This window comes from uncultured Thiohalocapsa sp. (assembly GCF_913062725.1).
Classification (GTDB): domain Bacteria; phylum Pseudomonadota; class Gammaproteobacteria; order Chromatiales; family Chromatiaceae; genus Thiohalocapsa.
Genome location: NZ_CAJXWY010000017.1, coordinates 46969 through 70781 on the forward strand (window position 1 = coordinate 46969; position 23813 = coordinate 70781).

21 protein-coding genes and 1 riboswitch are annotated in these 23813 nt (G+C 68.3%); of the genes, 5 read left to right on the forward strand and 16 right to left on the reverse strand.

Annotated features, from left to right (window positions below; translation table 11 throughout):
* Positions 1-216 precede the first annotated feature (216 nt).
* Positions 217-651: a thioredoxin TrxC gene (gene trxC, locus QZ588_RS06695; RefSeq protein WP_295541113.1), complete on the reverse strand. Its 435-nt coding sequence runs from the start codon at positions 649-651 to the stop codon at positions 217-219.
* 120 nt (positions 652-771) lie between these two features.
* Here trxC and trxA point away from each other — a divergent pair, with 120 nt between their 5' ends.
* The gene (gene trxA, locus QZ588_RS06700; protein WP_295541115.1) at positions 772-1632 is read left to right on the forward strand and encodes a thioredoxin; all 861 of its coding nucleotides are present in this window, start codon (positions 772-774) and stop codon (positions 1630-1632) included.
* Between the two features lie 26 nt (positions 1633-1658).
* The gene (locus QZ588_RS06705) at positions 1659-2234 is read left to right on the forward strand and encodes a hypothetical protein (RefSeq protein ID WP_295541117.1); all 576 of its coding nucleotides are present in this window, start codon (positions 1659-1661) and stop codon (positions 2232-2234) included.
* Between the two features lie 92 nt (positions 2235-2326).
* Here QZ588_RS06705 and galU read toward each other — a convergent pair whose 3' ends face one another.
* From galU to lapB, 3 genes are all read right to left on the reverse strand, one after another.
* Positions 2327-3199: a UTP--glucose-1-phosphate uridylyltransferase GalU gene (gene galU, locus QZ588_RS06710; RefSeq protein ID WP_295541119.1), complete on the reverse strand. Its 873-nt coding sequence runs from the start codon at positions 3197-3199 to the stop codon at positions 2327-2329.
* A 77-nt stretch (positions 3200-3276) separates the two neighbouring features.
* Entirely contained in the window at positions 3277-3981 is a 705-nt protein-coding gene (pyrF, locus tag QZ588_RS06715; protein WP_295541121.1) for an orotidine-5'-phosphate decarboxylase, read from the reverse strand.
* A gap of 170 nt (positions 3982-4151) precedes the next feature.
* Positions 4152-5336, reverse strand: coding sequence for a lipopolysaccharide assembly protein LapB (lapB, locus tag QZ588_RS06720; RefSeq protein ID WP_366929536.1), 1185 nt, complete (start codon positions 5334-5336; stop codon positions 4152-4154).
* Between the two features lie 291 nt (positions 5337-5627).
* On the opposite strand from lapB, the gene QZ588_RS06725 reads away from it, so the two are divergent.
* Together QZ588_RS06725 and QZ588_RS06730 are read left to right on the forward strand one after the other, a co-directional pair.
* Positions 5628-6341 carry an SDR family NAD(P)-dependent oxidoreductase gene (locus tag QZ588_RS06725; protein ID WP_295541124.1) on the forward strand — a complete coding sequence of 238 codons (714 nt, stop codon included), beginning with the start codon at positions 5628-5630 and terminating at the stop codon, positions 6339-6341.
* A gap of 77 nt (positions 6342-6418) precedes the next feature.
* Positions 6419-6829, forward strand: coding sequence for a hypothetical protein (locus tag QZ588_RS06730; RefSeq protein WP_295541125.1), 411 nt, complete (start codon positions 6419-6421; stop codon positions 6827-6829).
* Positions 6830-6937: 108 nt separating this feature from the next.
* Here QZ588_RS06730 and QZ588_RS06735 read toward each other — a convergent pair whose 3' ends face one another.
* The 6 genes from QZ588_RS06735 to QZ588_RS06760 all read right to left on the reverse strand — a co-directional run bounded on the left by QZ588_RS06735 (position 6938) and on the right by QZ588_RS06760 (position 13120).
* Complete coding sequence (locus tag QZ588_RS06735; protein WP_295541127.1) at positions 6938-7813, reverse strand: adenosylcobinamide-GDP ribazoletransferase; 876 nt, start codon at positions 7811-7813, stop codon at positions 6938-6940.
* A gap of 13 nt (positions 7814-7826) precedes the next feature.
* Positions 7827-8756 carry a DUF808 domain-containing protein gene (locus tag QZ588_RS06740; RefSeq protein WP_295541128.1) on the reverse strand — a complete coding sequence of 310 codons (930 nt, stop codon included), beginning with the start codon at positions 8754-8756 and terminating at the stop codon, positions 7827-7829.
* A gap of 138 nt (positions 8757-8894) precedes the next feature.
* On the reverse strand, positions 8895-9506 hold the full coding sequence (locus QZ588_RS06745) for a histidine phosphatase family protein (protein WP_295541130.1): 612 nt from the start codon (positions 9504-9506) through the stop codon (positions 8895-8897).
* The gene (cobT, locus tag QZ588_RS06750) at positions 9503-10591 is read right to left on the reverse strand and encodes a nicotinate-nucleotide--dimethylbenzimidazole phosphoribosyltransferase (protein ID WP_295541132.1); all 1089 of its coding nucleotides are present in this window, start codon (positions 10589-10591) and stop codon (positions 9503-9505) included. Before cobT ends, QZ588_RS06745 begins: the two co-directional genes overlap by 4 nt.
* Positions 10588-11124, reverse strand: a complete 537-nt coding sequence (gene cobU, locus QZ588_RS06755) for a bifunctional adenosylcobinamide kinase/adenosylcobinamide-phosphate guanylyltransferase (protein ID WP_295541134.1) — start codon at positions 11122-11124, stop codon at positions 10588-10590. Before cobU ends, cobT begins: the two co-directional genes overlap by 4 nt.
* Positions 11125-11236: 112 nt before the next feature.
* Positions 11237-13120 carry a TonB-dependent receptor gene (locus QZ588_RS06760; RefSeq protein WP_295541136.1) on the reverse strand — a complete coding sequence of 628 codons (1884 nt, stop codon included), beginning with the start codon at positions 13118-13120 and terminating at the stop codon, positions 11237-11239.
* Between the two features lie 242 nt (positions 13121-13362).
* Positions 13363-13756: riboswitch (cobalamin riboswitch) on the reverse strand.
* Between the two features lie 200 nt (positions 13757-13956).
* Between QZ588_RS06760 and QZ588_RS06765 the strand changes: the two genes are divergently transcribed.
* Positions 13957-16896 (forward strand): chemotaxis protein CheB, encoded by a 2940-nt coding sequence (locus QZ588_RS06765; RefSeq protein ID WP_295541139.1) that lies wholly within the window; start codon positions 13957-13959, stop codon positions 16894-16896.
* Here the strand turns inward: QZ588_RS06765 and QZ588_RS06770 are convergent.
* From QZ588_RS06770 to malQ, 6 genes are all read right to left on the reverse strand, one after another.
* A complete protein-coding gene (locus tag QZ588_RS06770) occupies positions 16893-17225 on the reverse strand; it encodes a DUF4282 domain-containing protein (protein ID WP_295541140.1) in 333 nt (110 codons plus the stop codon). The two genes, QZ588_RS06765 and QZ588_RS06770, sit on opposite strands and share 4 nt — an antisense overlap.
* A 5-nt stretch (positions 17226-17230) precedes the next feature.
* Positions 17231-18217: an L-histidine N(alpha)-methyltransferase gene (gene egtD / locus QZ588_RS06775; protein ID WP_295541142.1), complete on the reverse strand. Its 987-nt coding sequence runs from the start codon at positions 18215-18217 to the stop codon at positions 17231-17233.
* Positions 18217-19530, reverse strand: a complete 1314-nt coding sequence (gene egtB, locus QZ588_RS06780) for an ergothioneine biosynthesis protein EgtB (RefSeq protein ID WP_295541143.1) — start codon at positions 19528-19530, stop codon at positions 18217-18219. The genes egtD and egtB overlap by 1 nt, the downstream gene beginning before the upstream one ends.
* A 427-nt stretch (positions 19531-19957) precedes the next feature.
* Complete coding sequence (locus QZ588_RS06785) at positions 19958-20704, reverse strand: trans-aconitate 2-methyltransferase (protein ID WP_295541145.1); 747 nt, start codon at positions 20702-20704, stop codon at positions 19958-19960.
* A gap of 117 nt (positions 20705-20821) precedes the next feature.
* The gene (locus tag QZ588_RS06790; protein ID WP_295541147.1) at positions 20822-22024 is read right to left on the reverse strand and encodes a BtaA family protein; all 1203 of its coding nucleotides are present in this window, start codon (positions 22022-22024) and stop codon (positions 20822-20824) included.
* Positions 22025-22145: 121 nt separating this feature from the next.
* Positions 22146-23618 (reverse strand): 4-alpha-glucanotransferase, encoded by a 1473-nt coding sequence (malQ, locus tag QZ588_RS06795; RefSeq protein ID WP_295541149.1) that lies wholly within the window; start codon positions 23616-23618, stop codon positions 22146-22148.
* Positions 23619-23813: the final 195 nt, after the last annotated feature.

Here is a 23813-nt window from a genome sequence, read left to right on the forward strand (position 1 = left end):
GCCAGCCATCGAGTCTGTCGCCGTATCGAGCCGCGTGGAGCATGGGGCGGGCAGCACCGGCATCCAGGCATGACCGCACCCGACCGACGATGGTAAATCATGGCCCGCATGCTGTCCATGTGGCAGCGCTGCGGGGGCCATCGCCCGGCGGGCATCGGAGGCGATCTCAGTGTGGCATGATTCGGGGATCGCCGTCGCGCCCGCCCCCGGCTCCACTCACAGGAACGTCTGCACCCACTGCACGAGTTGCGACGTATCCATGGCGCCGGCCCGGCGATCGATCTCCTGGCCGCCGCGGAACATCGCCAGCGTCGGGATGGAGCGAATGCCGAAGCGCATGGCCAGCCCCTGCGCCTCCTCGGTGTTGACTTTCACCAGCCGGGCGCGGGGCTCGAGGCGGGCCGCCGCGGCCTCGAAGGCAGGGGCCATCATCCTGCAGGGGCCGCACCAGGGCGCCCAGAAGTCCACCAGCACCGGAATATCGTTGCGGGTGACATGACGCTGGAAGCGCGCTTCATCGAGGGCCACCGGATGGGCATCGAACAGCGGGCGATGGCACTTGCCGCACGCGGGCGCCCGGCCGAGTCGCGCGGCCGGCAGCCGGTTCACGGCATCACAGTGGGGACAGACCAAGTGCAGTGGCTCGGCCATCAAGGTATTCCTCCCGGGCGCACCCGCCCGCAACGGTCCTGCTTGAATCAATGTGACTGACCAATTATTTTCCAATGTCGTCGCGGGTGTCACCACCCGCAGAACCCTCCGGAGTTGTGTATGACCGAATCACCCTACGTGGTCAATGTCACCGAGGCCGACTTCGAGCAGGTGGTCATCGCCGGCTCCAGCCAACGGCCTGTTCTCGTCGACTTCTGGGCCGACTGGTGCGCCCCCTGCCGTCAGCTCATGCCGATACTCGCCAAGCTCGCCGACGAGCTCGGCGGCGCATTCCTGTTGGCGAAGGTGGACACCGAAGCCGAACAGTCGTTGGCCGCCGCCTTCGGCATCCGCAGCCTGCCCACGGTGCAGCTGTTCAAGGACGGTCGGCCCGTGGATCAGTTCATGGGCGCCCTGCCCGAGGGCCAGATCCGCGAATTCCTGTCCCGCCACATCGAGCGCGAAAGCGACCGCCGCATCGCCGCCGCCGCCGAGCACATCAGCAACGGTGCGCTCGACACCGCCGCCTCCCTGCTCGCCGAGGTGCGCGCCGAGGACCCGGACAACAAGCACCTGTTCCCCGCCGAGGTCCGTCTTGCCCTCGCCCGCGGCGACTACGATGCCGCCGCCGACATGCTGGAGCACACGCCGCTGGAGCTCGCCACCGACCCGGCGGTCGCACGGCTGCGAGGCGAGCTGGCCTTCACCGCGGCCGCCGCGGCGGCACCCGCGCCCGCGGCGTGCGAGGCGCGCCTGGCCGACGCGCCCGACGACAGTGCCGCGCGCTATGGTCTCGCCGCACAGCAAGTGCTCGCCGGTGACTACGCCGCCGCCCTGGACAACCTGCTCGTGCTCATGCGCAAGGACCGCGGCTACGGCGACGATGCCGCACGCAAGGGCATGCTGATGATCTTCGACCTCCTCGGCGATGATCCGTTGGTGAGCACCTACCGGGCCAAGCTCTCGCGCCTGCTGTACTGAGCACCGCTGATCGAGGAGTCACACCGATGATGCGCCTGCCGCTCGCCTGCGCCGTGCTCGCACTCGCCGCCGCACCCGTACACGCCGATGCGATTACCGATCAGATCGATGCCGCCGAGCGCGCTTACGTCGCGGGCGATGAGCAGGTGGCGATTCAGGCCCTGGAATTCGCCATCGCCCAGATCAAAGAGCAATTGCGCGCCCGGCAGCTCGCACTGCTGCCGGCGCCACTGCCCGGTTGGAGTGCCGACGACCCCGTCAGCGACGCCGGCGGCATCGCGGCCATGTTCACCGGCACCACGCTCACCCGCACTTACCGCAACGACGCCGGCGCCAGCGTCACCATCGGCATCACGGCGGACTCGCCGCTGTTGTCGATGCTGACGACCCTGATGCAGGCGAGCCCGGGTGCGACCCCCTACACCCATGCGGGCTACCGCGGCGTGCTCGAACTGCACCAGGATGGCACCAGTCGGCTGTTGTTGTTGGTGGGCACACGCATCCAGGTCCAGGTGGAAGGCAGCGGCGTCGAGCGCCAAACGCTGGAAGCCTATCTGCGGGCCGTGCCACTCGCGCAGCTTGAAGAGGCGCTCTTGGGCTGAGCGCTTGCGCCGCCGCTGTGTGCTGGCGCGCGGCGGGCGTGGCGGCCAGGCGTGACGGCCGCCGCACCGAGCCCGCCTGCCATGGCGCCGTCTCAAACCGCCAACTGCTTGAGATAGGCCCGGAAAGACTCGCCAAGCTCGGGGTGCGCCAGGGCGTACTCCACCGTCGCTTCCAGATAGCCTTCCTTGCTGCCGCAGTCGTAGCGCTTGCCCTCGAACGCATAGGCCACCACCGGCTCCTCTTCCAGGAGCGCGGCGATGGCGTCGGTGAGCTGGATCTCGCCGCCGGCACCGGGCCGGGTCTGCTCCAGTTTTTCGAAGATGCGCGGACTCAGCAGATAACGCCCCACCACGGCCAGATTGGACGGCGCCGCGTCGGGCTTCGGTTTCTCGACGATGGACACCACCCGCAGGCTGCCATCGGGTTGTTGCTCGGTGGCGACGATACCGTACTTGTCGGTCTCGCTGTGCGGCACCTCCTGCACGCAGAGCACGCTGGCGCCGGTACGCTCATACACCTCCGCCATCTGCGCCACGACGCCCTTGTCGTCGTTACGGATCAGGTCATCGGCGAGGATGATGGCGAAGGGCTCATCGCCCACCACCGGCTTGGCACAGAGCACCGCATGCCCCAGACCCAGGGCCTCCGGCTGACGCAGGAAGATGCAATCCACGTGCTCCGGCAGCACGTTTTGTACCAGCTTCAGCAGCTTGTCCTTGCCCGCATCCTGCAGCTCCGTCTCCAGCTCGTAGTTCTTGTCGAAATGATCCTCGATGGAGCGTTTGTGCCGGCCGGTGATGAAGATGAGATGCTCGGCCCCGCCCGCCTCGGCCTCTTCGGCGGCATATTGGATCAGCGGTTTATCCACCACCGGCAGCATCTCCTTCGGGCTCGCCTTGGTGGCGGGCAGAAAACGTGTCCCGAGGCCCGCCACCGGAAAGACGGCTTTGCGAATTTTCGCCATATTGACTCCTGTGCTGTGTTGCTCGGCTCGAAGATCCCGGCGCCGGTCGACGCGGTGCGTCGCTCCAGCCCATACGCTCAGTCGTTGATCTCGGCGGCGATGGCGGCCAGCGCCGTCGCCGGCTCCGGCGCCGCGGTGATGGGCCGGCCCACCACCAGATAATCCGCGCCGGCGGCGACGGCGTCGGCGGGGGTCATGATGCGCTTCTGGTCATGCGCGGCGGCGCTCGCCGGGCGCACACCCGGGGTCACCAGCAGGCAATCCGCACCGAAGCGCGCGCGCAGCGCAGAGGCCTCCTGCGGCGAGCACACCACCCCATCGAGCCCCGCCGCCTGCGCCAGGCCGGCCAGCTCGAGCGCCCGCGCCGCCGGCGTTCCAGGGCAGCCGATCGCCGCGAGATCCTCGGCAGCCAAGCTGGTGAGGACGGTGACCGCGACCAGCAGGGGGCGCTCGGTACGCTGTGCCAGCCGCTCGGCTGCGGCGGCGAGCATGGCCGGTCCCCCCTGGGCGTGGACATTGACCATCCACACACCAAGATCCGCCGCCGCAGCGCAGGCGCCGGCGACAGTGTTGGGAATATCGTGGAATTTGAGATCCAGGAAGACCGCGAAGCCCGCATCCACGGCCCGGGTCACCAGCGCAGGCCCCGCGCGGGTGAACAGTTCCTTACCGATCTTGATCCGGCACTGCGCCGGGTCCAGCCGCTCCAGTAGGGACTGCGCGGGAGCGCTGTCGGCGAAGTCCAGCGCGACGATGATGCGTGGTTCCGTGGGCATGATCATGGCTGCCGCGTCCTGTGTGTGAAGCCCCGTAGGTCGAAAACGGACGTCCATCCCGAGCCCCTCACCGCTGCTGCCCGGTCAAGATCGGTTGGGGCGCGCCTGCGGTCAGGCCATCCCCCGTATGCGGGCCATCCGCGGCGCAGACCGTCTGGGTTCACGCCGTCCGGGATTCAGGCCGTCTGGCGCTGACGCAGTACGGCCGGCTCGCCGATGGGCTCGGGCTCGACGGCCTTGATGCTGCCCCAGCACTTGCAGCTTGGACACTGCCAATGCAGCTCGCGGGCTTCGAAGCCGCAGTGGTCGCATTGATAGTCGGGGCTCGCCGCGAGCTTACGGGCGATCACCGCGAGCATGACGCCATCTTCCGTCGACCCCGCCGGCTGTGCCTGCCGACGCAGGGCAAGCAGGCGCCCGACACCCGAGAGGTCGGCACGACGGCCGAGATAGCCCACCAGAAACTCCCGCGCTGCGTTACCCCCCCGCTCGGCCTCGATGGCGTCGCAGAGCCGCAGCATCAACGGCGGCGACGGGTGCTGCTCGAACAAGGCCTGCAGCTGCGCGGTGATGGACGTGCGCCCGAGGCGCTGCCAGCACGCCACGAACTCCGGCAGAAGCGCCGGTAGGTAGCGGGGACCACGCTGTGCAACCCGATGATACAAGACCGCGGCGGTCTCGGCATCACCGGCATTGAGCTCCATGCGGGCCTGCACCAGGCTTGCGCGGATGCAGTCTGCGTCTACGCATTGAGCATCCAGCAGGTGCGAGCGCGCCCGATCGGGCTTATCATCGCGCAGGCACTGCTCGGCGAGCTCGCAATGGTATTGCGCAATCTCGGTACGCAGCGACACGTCGCTGACGCGCTCCAGCGCCTCGGCGGTCTCCAGGCATTTCAGCCATTCCTTTTCGGCCTGATAGATCTCGATCAAGGCGCGCAGCGCACGCCGCTGCAGCACCTGGCGCTCTACCAGCTCCCTGAAGAGGCTCTCGGCGCGGTCGAACAACCCGGCGAGCATGTAGTCACGCCCGAGCTCGTACAGCGCAAAGCCGCGCTGGGCATCGCCGAGGCTCGGCCGCGCTACCAGATTTTGGTGGATGCGGATGGCGCGGTCGACTTCGCCGCGGCGACGGAACAATGCACCCAATGCCAGGTGCGTCTCCACCGTCTCGCTGTCGACTTCAGCGAGCTCGAGGAAGGCGTCGATGGCCTTGTCCGGCTGCTCGTTCAGCAAATGGTTGAACCCGCGAAAGAACACCGGCTCGCGCTCGTTCTGGGCGCCGGCGTAACGGGGTGTGCGGCGCGCCAGCCACCAGCCGCTGGCGGCGGCCACCGGCAGCAGCAGGAACAGCCATTCCATCAACGATACTCCGGCGTGTTGTCTGCGCGCTGGTCGCGGCACGCGCCAGCAACGCGCCGCGGGGCGGGCGCCCGGGCGGCTGCAACCCCGGCGCCCGCCACAACCATTCGATCGGCGTGGACATGCGTCATGGGCGCTATCATACAAGGTGCGCCGGGCCGTCGCATGGCATCGCGACCAGTGCACCCCGCGCCGCCAAGCCGCATCGCCAGTGCTTTACGCAGGCCCTGCGTGCCCTCAACTGACAGCGGTGCCAGTGCAACACCATCTTCGAGTCAGGAGACCAACCCGATGAGCGAATTCCAAGGCCAAGTCGCCGTGGTGACCGGTGCCGCCGGCAACCTCGGCTCGGCGTTGTGCCATAAACTAGCGCAGGCGGGCGCGCGCATCGCGCTGCTGGACCACGACGCCGAAGCCATGGCCCGGCTGGTGGGCCAACTGCCCCAGGGCACCGACGCCGCCAGCTTCGGCGTGGACCTGCTCGATCCGGCATCGGTGCACGGAACCGTGAGTGCTGTACAAGAGCGATTCGAGCACATCCACATCCTTGCCAACATCGCCGGCGGCTTCGCCATGGGCCCGACGCTGGACGCCACCGACGACGCCACCTGGGATCTGATGCTGGACCTCAACGCCCGTTCGGTCTTCCACATGGCCCGCGCCGTCATGCCCCTGATGCGCAACGCCGGCTACGGCCGCATCGTCAATGTGGCCGCCCGCGCCGCCCTGCAGGGTCAGGGCAACATGGGGCCCTACTGCGCCGCCAAAGCGGCGGTGGTATCCCTCACCGAGAGCCTGGCGGCGGAGACGAAGCCGCTCGACATCAATGTCAACTGTATTCTGCCCGGGACCGTGGACACACCGCAGAATCGGGCGGCCATGCCGGACAACGATCACGACACCTGGGTGCCTCCGGACGCCCTCGCCGACGTGATGCTGTTCCTCACCTCGCAGGCGGCACGCTGTATCAGCGGCGCCGCGGTACCCGTGTACGGACGCAGTTGAGGAGCGTGCGCATGCCCTTCAGAGGCGAGGCTGCCCGTTGCCGAATGCGACCGCCGCCCCATGCCCATCCCCGCAGGATGTGGCTCGCGACCGCACTCGTACTGTTGCTGGGCTTGCCATCGGCGACGCTCGTCGCCGTTGATGAGGCGTTTCTGACCGACGCCGACCGCGCGCTGCTGGTCGAGGCCGTCGAAGCCGCTTTCGAGCTCGACCTCTACAATGCCCGTTGCCGCAACGACCAGTCCGGACGGCGCACCGAGAACCTCAACAAAGAGCTCGTGAGCCGCTTTCGCATGACGGTGTTGGACGTGCTGGACGACCTCTTCCCCGAGGGCTACTACCGCGATGCCCAGGCGCGCATGCGAGAGGATTTCCTCACCAGGCTGCGCGAGCTGGGCGGCTGTGCCGGCGCCAAGTCAGCGGGCTTGCGAGACGCCCTGGGCACGCGCTACGAGGCCGCCATGGAGGCGGTGAGCGCGCAGCCCTGAGCGGCGGGGTCGGCCACCCCCGGAACAGCCGGCCACCGATCACGGGACCAGCTCACGGGACCAGCGCCAGATCCGTCGTCGATGCTTGGCCCCGCCGGCGCGGAATCGTTATGCAGGCGCTGACACGAGGCCGCCGTCCGCGGCCAGTGTCAGCGCAACGGCCAAGAGCACCAGGGTCTCGGTCAACTCCACCAGCGCACCGATGCCGTCGCCGGTGTAACCGCCCAGGCGCTGCAGCAACGACCGCCGCCAACCAAGCAGCACCCAAGCCATCGCGGCGGCGGCCATGAGCGCCACCGCCAGCCCGGTGCCGGCGATGAGGCCAAACACGGCAGCACTGCCGAAAGCGGCGGCGAACCAGGCCGGACCACGCGGCAGATAGGCCCCCAAGGCGGCGCCCAGGCCCTCAGGCCGCGCCGCCGACGTTGTGAGCACCAGCCACAGGATCTGTGCCCGGGCGAGCACCGGTACACCGACGAGCACCCAGAGCCCGTGCCAGAGTCCGGCGCCCTCGGCGCCGGCGCTGACATCCAGCACCACCCACAACGCCACCAGCTTCGCCAACAGCACCAGCACCAGCACCACCACACCCATGGCGCCGATGTGCGGATCTTTCATGATTGCCAGGGTGCGCTCGCGGCTGCCGAGCCCCCCCACCCAGGCATCGGCGCAATCGGCGAGCCCGTCCAGATGCAACGCGCCGGTGGACCAGACCCAAAGCCCCAGCACCAACAGGGCCAGTACCGCGGCGCCAGCACCATCGGCCAGCCCCAGCGCCCGGCCCGCGAGCGCGACGGCCGCGAGCACCGACCCGAGCAACAGACCGATGACAGGATAGAACGGCGCGGCGCTGCCATAGAGGAACGGCGGCGCATCCACCGCGGCCGGGAAGGGCCAGCGCGTGAGAAAGCGCCCGGCGAGCAACAGCGCCCGCCAGGCATGCGTGAGCGCGGTCACCACCGGACTGGCTGGCGCATCCGCCATCGCACGCCGGCGATCAGCCCGCGCCGGTGCGCCAACGACCGACGTAGGTCGCCGCCGTGAGGGTGGCGGCGCCTGCGGCGACGCCCACCAGGCCATTGGCGAACACCCCCAGAAGACCTTCCAGCGCGGGCACGCCGTGGACCACGTGGGCCAGATGCTCGACGCCGTGGTGCAGCGCCGGGATACCGTGCACCAGAATACCGCCCCCCACCAAAAACATGGCGACCATGCCGAGCACGGACAGGGTTTTCATCAGGTAGGGCGTACCGGACAGGAGCGCGCGTCCGAGGCGGCGCAGCAGATCCCGCCACCACCCCTGACCTGCATGCTTGGACAGATAGAGCCCGGCGTCGTCGAGCTTGACGATGCCGGCCACGAGCCCATACACCCCGACGGTCATCAAGAGTGCGATGCCCGTGAGCACCGTGATGCGCATGGGCAGCGGCGCGGTGGCGACGATGCCCAGGGTGATGACGACGATTTCCGCCGAGAGCACGAAATCGGTGCGCACGGCGCCCTTGATCTTGTCGCGCTCCAACTGCGCGAAGTCCACCGCGGGATCGGCCAGCGCATCCGCCAGCGCCTGGTGCCGGTCGCGATCGGCATGCGGGTGCAGATACTTGTGCGAGAGCTTCTCGAAGCCCTCGTAGCTCAGGAAGAGACCGCCCGCCATCAGTAGCGGCGTCAGCAGCCAGGGCGCAATGACACTCAGCAACAGCGCCACCGGCACCAGGATGATCTTGTTCAGCAGCGAGCCCTTGAACACCGCCCACACCACGGGGATTTCCCGCTGAGCCCGCACGCCGGTCACCTGCTCGGCATTGACGGCCAGATCGTCGCCCAGGACGCCGGCGGTCTTGCGTGCCGCCACCTTGGTCAGCACGGCCACATCGTCGAGCACGGTGGCGATGTCGTCGAGCAGGGCGAGCAGGCTGGTGGCCATCGCAATGCCTATGTGCAGCGTTCGTTGCCGACAGGTCCGTCGGGCACGGTAGCAGCACCTTGACCCACGGGCAAGCGGGCCCGGGCGCGAGCGGTGCCACCACCCCCAACCGCCGGCGAGGCCGGTGCATGGGCCAGGTCAGCGGCAGCCATGGGCCACCAGGCTCGCCAGCCCGCCGGCTTGTGGCTCCGGCAGCCGGATACGCGTGCGGCAGGCGTGGGGCACTTCCAATAACAACAGGGATGCATCCGCAAGCCCCAGCACGTCACCGAGGATCGCACGCACCACGCCGCCGTGGGTGACCACCAGCGCCCGGCATCCGGCCTGCGCCATCACCGCCCGCCAGCCCGCGCCGACGCGGGCGCGAAAATCGCCCAGCGGCTCTGCGCCCGGCGGCGTGAAGCTCGCGGGATCCGTCCAGAAGGCCGCGAGGTCCGCCGGCGGCAGTGCGTCCGCCGGCTGCCCCTCCCAGGCACCAAAATCACGCTCCCGCAGCGCCGGCAGCGGCGTCACCGGCACGCCGAGACGCTCGCCGAGGGCGGCGGCGAAGGCCGCGCAGCGCTGCGCCGGCGAGCAGAACACGCCATCCCAATACCCGGCGGCCGCATCCGTCGCCGTGGCGGCCTCCAGTTGCGCCCAGCCGGCGGCCGTGAGCGGGTCGTCGCGGCTGCCCCGGAAGCAAGCGCCGCCGGCGGCCTCGCCATGGCGCAGCAGATCCACCCAACGCCCCAGCGCCTGCGGGCCACTCACCGCTGGTCTCCGCCGCAGGTGGCGTCGACGGCCTCGACGCCGGCGGCCACGCCGGCCTCGGCGAAGGTCGCCATATCGTTGTGCAGTGCACAGGCGAGTCGCAGCAGCGGCACGGCGACGGCGGCGCCACTGCCCTCGCCGAGACGCATGCCGAGATCGAGCAGGGTCTCCCCTCCCAGCGCAGCCAGCATGGCCCCGTGGCCCTGCTCGGCCGAGCGGTGCGAGCGCAGCAGCCAAGCCTCGGCGCCGGCGCAGAGCCGCACGGCGGCCAGGGCGGCGGCGGTGCTGATGAAGCCGTCCACCAGCACCGGCAGACCGCGCTGGGCACAGGCAACGTAGGCGCCCGCCAGGGCGGCGATCTCGAAGCCGCCCACCCTCGCCAACACCGCGGCGGGGTCGGTGAGCCCATCGGCATGCAGCGCCAGGGCCTGCTCGATGATGGCCGCCTTGCGCTGCAGACCGGCATCATCGAGCCCCGTGCCCGACCCAACCAGGTCCGCAGGCCTCGCCTCCAGCAGCGCACAGGCTACGGCCGTCGCCGCCGTGGTATTGCCGATGCCCATTTCACCGCCGATGAACAGCTCGGCGCCGCCCGCCTGCGCCCGCGCCACCGCCGCTGCCCCGGCGTCGAGGGCCCGGGTCAGCTCGGCGGCGGTCATCGCCGGCCCTTGGGTGAAGTCGGCGGTGCCGGCGGCGATGACCGCCTCGCGCACCAGCGCCGACGCCGGCACCGGCGCCACCGTCCCCAGGTTCACCAGCTCCAGCGACGCGCCGATCTCACGCGCCAGCACCGAGATGGCGGCGCCGCCGGCGGCCATGTTGGCCACCATCTGTGCGGTGACGGCCTGCGGGAAGGCCGACACACCGGCGGCCGCGACGCCATGGTCGGCGGCGAACACCGTCATCCAGACCCGGTCCACACGCGGCTTTGGCCGACGCTGCAAGCCCGCCAGGCGCACCGCCAGGGTCTCGAGCCCGCCGAGGGCACCGGGCGGCTTGGTAAGCTGGCCCTGGCGGGCGGCGGCGAGGCCCGCGGCCCCGGCGTCGGGCGGCGCGGCCGCAGCCCGGAACCAGTCGTCAGTCATGGGGAATCTCCTGTCAATGGCGGTCCCTTCAGCGCCAGCGGCAGACCGGCGGCGGTGAAGTAGACGGCCTGGCAATGGGCGGCCAGCTGCTGATGCAGGCTGCCCGCGAGGTCGCAATAACGCCGCGCCAGCGCATGCATGGGGATGACGCCCAGATTGGTTTCGTTGCCGACGAAGATGACGCGCCCGGGCAGCGTCGGCAGCAGGGCGGGCAGCGCCGCCAGCGCCTGCTGCAGCCGCGTCTCGTCATCGGCCCAGAGCAGGTTGCTGAGCCAGAGCGTGAGGCATTCCACCAGCACGCAGCGCCCGGCGGCGGCCTCCCGCCGCAGCACGTCCACCAGCGCCAGCGGCTCTTCCACCAGCCGCCAGTGCGCCGGCCGGCGCTCGCGGTGGGCGGCGATGCGCGCGGCCATCTCGTCATCCGACGGCCGGGCCGTGGCGATATAAGTGACGGCGTCGCCCGACTCACGGGCCAGGCGCTCGGCGAGCCGGCTCTTGCCGGAGCGCACGCCGCCTAGGATGAGGGTGTGCATGGTCGTGGGGTGTCGAGTTGTGAGGATAGAGCATCGGGTTGCGGGGTGCGGGTGCGGGTGCGGGTGCGCGGGTGCGCTGGGCCTCGGTCCTGGCACCGCGCACCCCCGCACCTTACTCAGGCGTGTATCTCAGCGTCACATAGAGCCCGCGTCCCGGCTGATTGTAGAAGGCCACGGTCTCGTAGTCCTCATCGAAGACATTCTCGAGCCGCGCCTGGATCTGCAGCGCGTCGCTGAAGGCGTAGGACGCCCGCAGATCCAACAGACTGTAGCCGTCCAGGCGCACCGTGTTGGCCGGGTCGTCGAAGCGCCGTCCGGCGGCGAAGAACGTGGCGCCGATGCCGATCTTGTCGAAGCGCCGGTCCAGGTCCAGCCGGAAGGTCTGCTCCGGCCGGCCCGCCAGCAGGTTGCCATTGTCCGGACCGTCGGCTTCATTGCGCGGGTCCAGCAGGGTGAGGTTGGCGACGATGTCCGTGCCCAAGAGCCGCCCCAGGGCCACCGCCTCCAGGCCGCGGATACGCGCCCGATCGATATTCTCGGCGGCGAAGGTGGGTGGCACCAGGGTGATCAGGTCATCGATGTGCGTCTCGAACAGATCCAGGTTCCAGTCCACCGGACCGGTGCGCCCCGCCAGGCCGAGCTCGACACTGCGGGATTCCTCGGGCCGCAGGTCCGGGTTGCCGCCGGCGAAGAACGGACTGCCCGGGAAGTAGAGGTCGTTGAAGGTGGGCGCGGTGAAGGCGGTGCCGAAGCCGGCGGTGACGCGCAGATCGGAGGTCAGCGCGTAGCCCAGCGCCACATCGCCGGTGGTGTAACTGCCGAACTGTTCATTGTCATCGTAGCGCAGGCTCGCCTTGAGCGTGGCCGGTCCGAGCCAGCCCTGATACTGACCGAAAACGCCGGTATTCTTGCGGCTGTCCACCGCATAGTCGACCGTCGCCGAGACCGTGTCCCGCTGATGATCGGCGCCCAGCGTGAGCAGGTGCTGCGAGCCGATGGCAAAGTCGTTCTGCAGGCTCAGGGTGTCGCGCCGGGTATCGAAGCGGCTCACGAAAGTGTCGTCCTTGAAGTTGCGCTCCTCATCCCAGCTGCGCCCGGCGGTGAGGGTGATGTCCCAGAAGTCCAGCGGGCGCAGCCGTACCCGCCCGCCGGCGACTTGCTGTCGCGTCCGCGCCCGGTTCTGGAAGGCGCCGTCGAAATCGATGTCGCTCTCACTGCGCAGAAAATTGACATCGACGCTCAGCTGCCGCGAAAAGTCGTAGCCCGCGCTGGCGCTGACGCCCGTGTTGCTATAGCCGTCGGCGTCCGGCTCGTCGGTGCCGCAGCCATCGAAAAACGGCGCACCGCGACCCGTACAGGCATTGAAACCGGCGGTCTGATCGAAATTGCCCGACAAGTTGAAGCGCCCGCGCTCGCCACCGCCGCGGATGCCGCCGGCGATGCCGGCGCTCTGGTAGCGCCCGGCGGTGAGGCTGCCGAAGGCTTGCAGCGGCCCGCCGCCGCGCCGCGTGAACAGCTGTACGACGCCGCCCGCCGCCTCGGAGCCATACAGGCTGGAGCGCGGGCCGCGCACCACTTCGATGCGCTCGAGCTGATCCACGGGGAGGTTCTGGAACTGGGTCCGGCCCGTGGTGGCGGAGCCCACCTTGATACCGTCCACCAGGAACAGGACTTGATTCGTGTTGGCACCACGGATGTTCATGGTGGTCACACGCCCGGGCCCGCCGGAATTGGAGAGCGTCACGCCGGGCAGTCCGCGCAATACATCGATGGTGCTGCGCGCCTGGCTGCGCGCGATATCCTTTTGCGTCACCACGGTGACCGGCGCCAGGGTGTCATCGGCGCTGAGCGCGGTGCGGGTGGCGGTGACCACCACCGGGTCCACCTCGCCCACGTCCTCGACGAAGCCGGCATCCGCCGCCTCAGTGTTGATGCCCGCACCGGTCGCCGCATTGGCCGGGCTAAGATTCGTGCACGAGAGCAGCGATGCTGCCACGAGCAGGCCGCCACCCCGGCGACGCGGCGGGCACGTTGGTTGGGTTCGTGTCATGTAGGGCCTCTCGACTCCCCGCTCACCCGCTGGGGATTTCGGTGAATTCAAGCGCCGAGAGGCGGCGGGCGGCGTGGACGATGGACGAGGCAGGACGCACAGCGGCGTCGGCCCACGGCTTGTGGGTCGAGCGGATGGCTGCGGCGGACACACGAGCGACACCGGCACACCGACCCCGCCCTCCGCGACGCCGCGAGCATCCAAGGGGCCGGTATCCGGGCTCACGAGCACGAAGCGCCGGCAGCCGCCCGGGGAGAACCGAGCGCGCTGGCCGGATGCGTTCGCGACCGCGACACCTTCCCGCAGCCCGAGGGCCACAGTGGCATGTCGTCGCGGCTTGACTCGCCTACCGTTGCGGGGGCAGCGCCGGCATCACGCGTGTCGGGGCGCTGTGGATCGTGCTCTGCCGGGTCTTATCCCGTTGGAGCAGGGCCCGCTGGAGCGGGTCCAATTGGATCGCATCCAACTCGATCACATCTTCTTCAGCGCCACCGGCCGCGTTGGACCGGCTTCCCGTTTAACCCCGCCACCGCGCAGCTTGCGGCTGCCAACGGCCGGGGCACCCATCGGAAAGCATGGACATTGTGATGCGCTGATCCCCGTGGCCGCAACCGCCGCGCATGACGGGGATCAAGCCGCGGCGGTATCCGGGCGACGTCGGCACCGTAGAGATTCGGACCCGAAGCGCGCGCGCAAGCCCCGAGCGTGAACGAGGCTCGGATGCGGCAATAGCGTACAATCCGTACAGATAACGCTGGACAGCAAGCACAGAGCCGTTCCCCATGCCAGACACCAGCAGCGGCATCGATCTGCCGCCCATCGAGGATATCGCCGCCGAAGCCAGATTCTACGTCGTCGCCGTGGGCGCCTCCGCCGGCGGCCTCGACGCGCTGGAGCGCTTCTTTCACGGCCTGCCGGCCCAGTCCGGGGCCGCCTATGTGGTGATCCAGCATCTGTCGCCGGACCACAAGAGCATGATGGGCAATCTACTCGGCCGCCACACCGGGATGCCGGTGGTCACCGTCGAGGACGGCATGGACATCAAGCCGGACCGGGTACACCTGATCCCGCCGGCGAGCGTCATGAGCGTCGCCCATAACCAGTTGCGCCTGAGCCCGAAGAATCCACGCGGCCTGACCCTGCCCATCGATCTCTTCTTCACCGCCCTGGCGCGGGAGTTTGGTAAGCACGCCATCGGCGTGGTGCTATCCGGCACCGGCTCCGACGGCACCCGTGGTGCCGTCGCCATCAACGACGCCGGCGGCCTGCTGCTGGCGCAGGAGCCGGAATCCGCCAAGTTCGACGGCATGCCGCGCAGCGTCATCGCCACCGGCCTCGTGGATGGCACCCTGCCGCCCGAAGAGCTGGGCCCGCGTGTCATGGACCACATCAGCCAGGCGCCGCGTCCGCGCATCCGCCCCTCGGAGGAAGGCATCACCGCCGACCGCCAGAGCGCGCTGGAAGAGACGATGCACCTGCTGCAGCACCAGGGCGGCATCGACTTCCGCGAGTACAAGCCGGCGACGGTGATGCGTCGCATCGAGCGCCGCATGCAGGTGCGCCATGTGCCGGACCTGGAGAACTACGCCCGGCTCCTGGACGGCGACCGCACCGAGCTCAACGCCCTGCGCCGGGAACTGCTGATCCCGGTCACCAGCTTCTTCCGCGATCCCGTCGCCTTCGAAGTGCTGGCCCAGACCGCCATCGACACCATCGTCAAAGAGCGTAGCGAGAATCAGCCCATCCGCGTCTGGGTGCCCGGCGCCTCCACCGGCGAGGAGGCCTATTCCATCGCCATCCTCTTCGCCGAGGCCTGTGCCCGCACCCGCCGCTGGCCGCCCGTCAAGCTGTTCGCCACCGACGTGGAACAGCACAACGTCGACTTCGGCAGCGCCGGCGTCTTCTCCGAGGCCATCACCACCGAGGTCTCACCCGAGCGCCTGGAGCAGTGGTTCTACAAGCGCGGCAACCATTTCGTCATCAAAAACGAGATCCGCCAGAACATCGTCTTCGCGCGGCACAATCTGCTGCAGGACCCGCCGTTCACGCGCATGGATCTGGTGTCCTGCCGCAACCTGCTCATCTACTTTCGCGCCGAGGCCCAGGACCGGGCGTTGCGACGCCTGCAATACGCCCTCGCCCCCGGCGGCTTCCTGTTCCTCGGCTCCAGCGAGACCCTGGCGCAGCTGCAGACGGATTTCACCGCCGTCAACTCCAAGGCCAAGGTCTTCCGCATCCTGCGCCATCTGGCGCTGCCGCTGGACACGGGAGCGTCGCAGTTGCAGCGACTCACGGGCGGCGCCGGCGCGCATCCGCGGCGCCACGCGCACAGGGACCGTCAGCTCACCGACGCCGCCGTCATCGAGGCCGGCGAATCCGTCCTGCTACGCTCCTATGCACCCACCAGTCTGCTGCTCAACGCCAACCAGGAGCTGATGCACGTCTTCGGCGACGTCACGCATTACCTGCGCATCGGCGAGGGTGCCGTCACGCTGGATCTCGCCAAGCTGCTGCCACCCACACTGGCACCGGTGGCACAGGCCTTACTGCACAAAACCGCCCGCGGGCACGAGCCACTGCGCTCGGATCTGCTCACCATGCAGCTGCCGGACGGCGCCTGTGAGCGGCTGCGCCTGGTGGCGCGCAGCGTCTCCCTCGAGCAAGGCGAGCCGCACCTGCTGCTCTCCTTCGAGCCGGACATCGCACCCATCGACGACGGCACCGCCAGAATCGGCGCCATCGAGACCATGAACCTGGACCAGGAGCACGCCGAGCGGGTGCAAACCCTGGAGCGGGAGCTGGCCGCCACCCGCGAGAGCCTGCAGGCCACCATCGAAGAGTTGGAGACCGCCAACGAAGAGCTGCAGGCCACCAACGAAGAGCTCATGGCCTCCAACGAGGAGCTGCAGTCCTCCAACGAGGAACTGCAATCGGTCAACGAGGAGCTTTATACGGTCAACGCTGAGAACCAGGAGAAGATCGAGATCCTGAACCGCCTGAACGCGGACCTCGACAACATGGCCAAGGCCGCTGCGATTGCGACGATTTTCGTCGACGAGCAACTGCTGTTGACACGCTTCACACCCGAGGCGACCAGCCTGTTCAAGATCCGCAGCGGCGATCTCGGGCGCTCCATCGAAGACTTTACCAACCTGTTGGACTACCCGGAATTCGTCGCCGAGCTCAAGCGCACCATCGCCGAGGGCGAGATGACCCAGCGCGAAATCCGCGCCGCCAACGGTCGGCTCTACCTGCTGCGGGTGCTCCCTTACTCCGTGCGCGAGCACGAGGCCCGCGGTGCGGTGGCCACCTTCGTCGACGTCACCGTCCTGCGCAATGCCGAGCGGCTGCAGGCGGTGCTGGACTCCCTGCCCGAGCACGTGGCGCTGCTCGATGACGATGGCGAGGTGAAAATGATCAATCACGCCTGGCGTGAATTCGCATCGAGCCATCATGCCGAGGGCGGTCTCGGTGGTCGCTACCCCGATGCCTGGGCCGGCGACCGCGGCTTCGGTGCGGACCTCGAGCGTCAGCTGCGCGATGGGCTCGACAAGCTCATCCGCGGCGCCAGCGATGAGCTCTCCATGATCTATCCCTACCATGGCGACGATGGCGAGCGCTGGTTTGCGATGCATGCCGCACCCATCGTGCACGGCGGCGGCGGCATCGTCGTCAGTCACGTGGACATTACCCGCTGGTATCGCGGCCCACCGCGCGCCTAAGCAATGCCACCCTGCGCAATGATGACCTGCAGCGCCCGAATGAAGCCGATCAGGTATTCGAACAGCATGCGCCAGAAGATTTCCATCATGAGGAACATGGCGCCGAACAGCGCGCCGATGAGCCAACGCTCGCGTGCCCGCGTCAGCTGCAGCAACAACGCTTTACCCTGCGCCTCGGCGCGTTGCAGCGCCACGAACCGCCGCCGCAGCCACAGCGCGAACAGCCAGGCCGCCACCGGCATGACCACGGCCCCCAGATAGTAGAAGCCCATCAGCACCGCCGGGCTTAGAAAAGCCCGGAAGCTGAGGAAATCCACCAGGGCTTGCATCGCGCCTAGCCGTACACCAGGCAATGCACGCTGAACAGGTCGTCAGCATCGGTCCACACCTGCTCAGCGGCGAAGCCGGCCTCGGCGGCGAGGGCATGGAAGCCGTCGATGCGGTATTTGTAGGAGCATTCGGTGTGGATGGACTCGCCTTCGGCGAAGGCGAAGGTCTCGCCGGCGACCGTGACCCGCTGTGCACGGGTGCTGATGAGGTGCATTTCCACGCGGGCGAGCGCGGCGTTGAAGATGGCCTCGTGACGGAAGGCATCGCGGTCGAAATCCGCCCCGAGCTCGCGGTTGATGCGCGTGAGCAGATTCAGGTTGAAAGCAGCGGTGACGCCGTCGGCATCGTTGTAGGCCGCCTCCAGGCGATGCACATCCTTGATCAGGTCCACACCGATCAGCAGGCGGCCGCCGGGTCCAAGGATCTGCCCCACCCGGGCCATGAGCCGAGCCGCCGCCGGCGGCTCGAAGTTACCGACGGACGAGCCCGGGAAGAACGCCGCCCGCGGGTGGTCATGGTGATCCACCGGCAGCACGAAGGCGCTGGAATAGTCGGCGCAGACCGCATGGACATCGAGCGCCGGAAAGGCCGCCGCCAGCGCCTCAGCCGACTGCAGCAGATGCTCCCTGGAGATGTCCACCGGCATATAGACCGCCGGCCGCAGAGCCTCGAGCAGGGTACGGATCTTTACACTCGAGCCGCTGCCGAGCTCGATGAGCAGGGCCTCGCGACCCAGGCGCGCAGCCATCTCGGCGCCGTGGCGGCGCAGGATGCCGATCTCGGTGCGGGTGGGATAATACTCCGGCAGCGCGCAGATGGCGTCGAACAGCCGCGAGCCGTCGGCGTCGTAGAAGAATTTGGGCGAGAGGCGCTTTTGTGGCAGCGCGAGTCCCGCCAGCACCTCGGCGCGCATGTCCGCAGGCGCGGGATGCAGGTCATGAAAGTGCACGCGACGCGCGGCCGCGGTTCCCGTGGTGGTCTGCGACTGCATTATTGGTCCTCCGCCAGTCGAATGCCCTTGAACTGCCAGCGCTCGTGGGGGTAGAAAAAGTTGCGGTAGCTGGCGCGGGTGTGGCTCTGCGAGGTGGCGCAGGAGCCGCCACGCATGACCATCTGCGCGCACATGAACTTGCCGTTGTACTCGCCCAGCGCCCCCGCCGGGGGCCGGTAGCCCGGGTAGGCCAGGTAGGCGCTGGCGGTCCACTCCCAGCAGTCGCCGAAGAGTTGCCGCAGCCCACCGTCGGCCGGGCGCGCCGGCGCCGGCAGCGGATGCAGCACGCCTTGATCGACACAGTTGCCGACGACGGGCACCGCGGCCGCCGCGACTTCCCACTCGGCCTCCGTGGGCAAACGCCTGCCCGCCCAGCGGGCGAAGGCGTCGGCCTCGAAGTAGCTCACATGGCAGACCGGCTCCGCCGGATGCAGTGCCCGCAAGCCGCCCAGGGTCATCTGCTGCCAGGCATCGGCGCGCGCCAGCTCGGTGCCGGCGGCAGCCGCCAGCGGTTCCCAGTACAGCGGCGCCCGCCAGCCATACCGCTGCACCGCGTCCCAGCCGTCGGCGAGCCAGAGCGCCGGATTACGGTAGCCACCATCGGCGATGAACGCCAGATACTCGGCGTTGGTCACCAGTCGATCCGCGAGCCGATAAGGCCGCAGCAGCACCTGGTGGCGCGGCGTCTCGTTGTCATAGGCGAAGCCGGCGGCGGGGTCGGCGCCGATCTCGGCGACACCGCCATCGAAGCCCAGGTAAGCCACGGCATCCGGATCGGCGAGAGGCGTCTGCGGCAAGTCCTCGCGGTAGGCCGGCTTGAGCGGGTTATAGGCCAGGTTGTACTTGATATCCGTGACGAGCAATTCCTGGTGCTGCTGCTCATGATTGAGGCCGATGGCGAGACGCTCGGCCACCACGGGCCAGTGTGCATCGGCGCACTGCGCCAGCAGTCGCGCCATGCCCGCGTCCACATGGCGGCGGTAGTCGTAGACCTCTGCCACCGTGGGGCGGGACAACAGACCGCGCTCCGCACGCGGCCAGAAGCCCGTCTGCGTCTGCTCGTAGTAGGAGTTGAACAGGTACTCGAAGCGCGGGTGGAAGACCCGGTAGCCGGGCAGGAAGGGCCGCAGCAGAAAAGTCTCGAAGAACCAGGAGACGTGGGCGATATGCCAGCGCGGCGGGCTGGTTTCCACGGCGGTCTGAAGCACATAATCCTCCACGGCCAAGGGCTCACAGAGGTGCTCGCTCAGGGCACGCACACGGCGGTAATCGGCGGCGAGACGGGATCGCAAGTCTGCAGCGAATGGCTGCATGGATGACGAGTCTTGCGGCATACGGACCTCCCTTTTGTTGCGATTGCGCGCCAGCCCGCGCACGACACCCGGGCTTGCGCAGCATGCACGGCGTTGTGCCAGGTAATAAGCGTGTCGATTGGCTCGATTGCCCGATGGCGCCGCCGCCGGCCTGGGGCTGGTGCGTGGTCTTGGCGGGGCGGCTGCGGGACTTAGTGTGCCTGCGCTGCTGGTGCAGAATCTGCGTGTGTTGGTGCCGTCACTGCCGATGGCGATGGGTGCTCGCCGGGCGGTTGCCGACGGCGGTGGGCGCTCGGCACCGTAACGGGATGTATGACGGATGGGTGATGCATGGTCACCGGAATACAGGCTGGGCTCGCCGTCGGAGCATGGCGGGGAAAGCCCGGAATTCAACCGCCATGGCGGCACCCGAGCCCGGCCCGGGCGCCTACCGGGCGGTTCTGCCAACAAACCGATAGTAAGGGACCCGCGCCAGGGGTAGATAAGGCACCGGCGCCAGCGCCTCGACCAGCGCATGCTCGGGCAGGCGCCCGCGCAGGGCCCGCAGGTGCGCGGGGTTGGGACGCACACCGTCGTGCGCAAACCATCGCGGCCAGAACGTCCGGGTGACCCAGCCGTGTCGAGCGAGCCCCGCCGCCGGCGCCGGCTCGGAAACATAGAAGTCCACCACCCCCAGCACGCCGCCCCGCTTCAGCATGGCCAGCGCATTGTCCAGCGCCGCCCGCCAGTCCGGGATCATGGTCAGCGCATACGATAGATACACGGCATCCACGGGGGCCGGCGGCTGCCAGGTACAGGCGTCGGCTTCGATGATCTCGACGTTGCGATGTTCGCCGAAGCGCCGGCGTGCTTCGGCGAGCAGCGGCGCACAGAGATCCACCACCTGGATGCGACCAAGACGCGGCAGCCGGTCATCGAGGAACAATAGGTTACGGCCGGTACCGCCGCCGAGCTCGACGATGTGGGCGCCGTCCAGCGTGCCGCGCTGGACGGCCAGCGCCTGGAGCAGATCATCCAACATCTCGGCGCGGCCCTGGAGGAGGCGCTCGCGGAAGGCGTCGTACTGGCGCGCCTGCGGGCCGTAGAAGGCGGCGAGACGCTCGGCATGCTCGCCGTGCCTGGGCTGCCCACGCAGCATGGACCAGAGCACACGGGCGTCGCCGGCTAAGGACATGATCGCCGCCCGCGTTGTGGTGCGTGGGCTGCCATGGGCGACTCGCCTCGAACGGACCGGCCAGGGGATGGCGCCGCCGACTCGGCCAAGCTCGGGCAGCGGCGCCGGCTCACGCCCTCAGGCCAGGACATCGGCGACATGGAAGCCGGCATAGGTGTGCACGCGATCCAGCGGCTGCAGCGCCGCGGCGAGCTCCGGGTGAAAGTGCAGGCGCTCCTGCAGGGGCGTGCCCTCCGCACCGATCTCCAGGCGCTGCAGATACTGCGGCGCCGCATGGGCACTGCGGAAGATGATGCGGGCATCATCCCGCGCGCGCTTCAGGATCAGTGCCCACTCCTCGACCAGGGCGTCCGGATGGTAGGAGCTCATCCAGTCCATGTGGTCGAGCAGGACATACTTGGAATAGCGACGGTCGCTTGCGGTGAGCAGTTCGGCCACCGTCGCCGTGTGCAGCGAGATGCGCTCGACCAGTCCGTTCTTGAGCGCGGTGAAGTTCTCGGGCTTGAGGTACTCCGGACAGCAGTGCTCGCTGTAGCTGCCGCGCAGGTAGACCATCCAGAAGTAGTTGGTCCACACCGGCAGTTGTCGGAACACGTACTCGATGGACTCCCGCACATAGCCCGCCACGCCGCGCTCGTGCTGCTGCTGCACCTCTTTGCGCTGCGGATGCGGCACACCGAGCATGCTCATGGTGAGCTGCCGCGACAGGGTCCAGTTGACGCCGGGGGTCCAGAACAATGGCCGCACGCGATCGTCGTAGATGCGGCGCTGATCGTCCAGCGAGCGGGTCTCGAACAGCTCACGGATACTGCTGGCGAGCCGCGGCCGAAAGCGCAGATAGGCATGGAAGGACTTGGCGACGATGCCCGAGAGGCCGTGGAAATAGAAGCTGCCCCTGGGATTGCCGAACCAGCGCACGCGCTTGTCCCAGAAGCCGCGGGCGAAGGGCGAGAGATGCCCACGCAGTTGCGTGCGATAGAGCTGCTCGAAGCGCGGATGGTAGCCGCGGCCGAAGGCGGCGAAGAAGTCCTCGAACTCCAGCCGGCGGATGCCCGCGAGCTTCAGCTCGAGCAGCGCGTTTTGGCGGGGATTGGCATCCACCGCATGGATCTGCTCCGGCCCCAACAGCACGTAGTCGAGCACGTTGCAGCCGGCGCTGGTGATGACCAGCATGCGGTCGCCGGCGCCGATGTTGAGCACCTGGCGGTCCACCGCCGGGTCTTCCCAACAGGTGTTGTAAACGAGTGCCCGGGAGTAGATGGCGTCGAAGACCTTTTGGTCGAATTTGTCCGCCAATGTGGCCTTGGTCTTCGCTGCCATGCCCTCTGCGTCTCTCGTATCTTTGGTTAAATCGGCCCAGACTACAGCATGAAGATGACAGTCTGATGGCGCCCTTGTTGTCGCAATTCTGTCACAGTTGGTCGCTGTAAGCGATGCCCCGTCAGTCCGACGGCGCCCGTCCGTAGAGCCGCACCAAGCGCGCCAGTCGCGCCGGCAGCTCCGGTGTCACCTGCTCCCAGGCGAAGCGCCAGGTCCAGTTGCCGTCGGCGGTGCCGGGTGTGTTCATGCGGTGGTCGCCGTCCAGACTCAGCACGTCCTGCATCGGCAGGATGGCCAGATTTGCTCGCGAGCCGAGGGCGGTGCGGATCAACGGCCAGGGCATGGGCTCACCCGGCAATCCCAGATAATCGTCCACCGAGCGACGCGCCTCCGCCGGCAGCGCCTCATACCAGCCCAGCGTCGTGTCGTTATCGTGGGTTCCCGTGTAGACCACGGCATCGCGGCTGTGCCGGAAGGGCAGGTAGGGGTTGCCGGGTCCGCTGTCGAAGGCGAACTGCAGGATTTTCATGCCGGGCATCCGGTACTTCTTGCGCAGCGCGGTCACCGCATCGGTGATCACCCCGAGGTCCTCCGCCACCAACGGCAGGCGCCCGAACTCCCGCTCCAGACGCGCGAACAGCGCATCGCCGGCCGCCGGCACCCAGCGACCCGTGACGGCGTTCTCGGCGTCACCGGGCACCTCCCAAAAGGACTCGAAGCCGCGGAAATGGTCGATGCGCACCACATCGAACAGTCGCAGCTGGGTGTGCATGCGGTCGATCCAGAACTTGTAGTCGCTCGCCGCGAGCCGGTCCCAGCGATACAACGGATTGCCCCAGCGCTGGCCGGTTGCGGAAAAGTAGTCCGGCGGCACGCCGGCGACGTTGCGCGTCTCACCGCCGTCGGTGAGATCGAAATCCCCGGGGCGGGCCCAGACCTCGGCGCTGTCGTGGGCGACGAAAATGGGCATGTCACCGAACAGCAACACCCCGCGCTCGCGGGCATGCGCGTGCAGGGCACGCCACTGGCGGAAGAAGACGAACTGCTCCCAGGCCAGATAAGCCAGTTCGCCCGCCAGGCGCTTGCGCGCCTGCCCGAGCGCCCGCGACTCACGCCCTCGCAGCCCCTTGGGCCAGTGCCACCAGGGCAGCTTGCGCTCGTCGTGAATCGCTTGATAAAGCACATAATCATCGAGCCAGTAGGCTTGCTCGCCGCAGAACATCTCCAGCTCGCGCCGTGCGGCGGCATCGGCGCGCTGCTCGAAGCCCGCATGCGCGCGGCGCAGGGCACGGACCTTGGCGGCGGCGTCATAGGGCGCCGCCGGCACGGCGTCCAGCCAACCTTCCTGAACCAGTGGATCGAGTCCGATGAGCTGTGCCCAGCCCGCATGGGCCGAGCTGGTCTGGTAGGGCGAGAGGCTCCCCTGCGGCGGCCCCACCGGCAGCATCTGCCACAGCGTGAAACCGCAATCGGCGGCGAAATGAACGAAATTGTGCGCCTCCCAGCCGAGGTCACCGAAGGCGCCTGCGCCCGGCAGCGACGTGAGGTGCAACAGCAGGCCGGCACGACGCCGGTCGAGCAGATCGGGGGACATGACAGCTCCCTGTAACTAAGAAGTCCCGATGGTAGCGGATCACGCCCGACTCTAGGAGCCTGTCCGACTTAGGCTCAGGATTCGGTCTCATCCGTGTGCTACTGCCAAAAAATATACAAATCGGTTTATTTGGGGCGAAAATTCGGGCTTTTTTCGCGAAAACGCGCGCTTTTCCCCCTCTTTCCTATCCTTTAA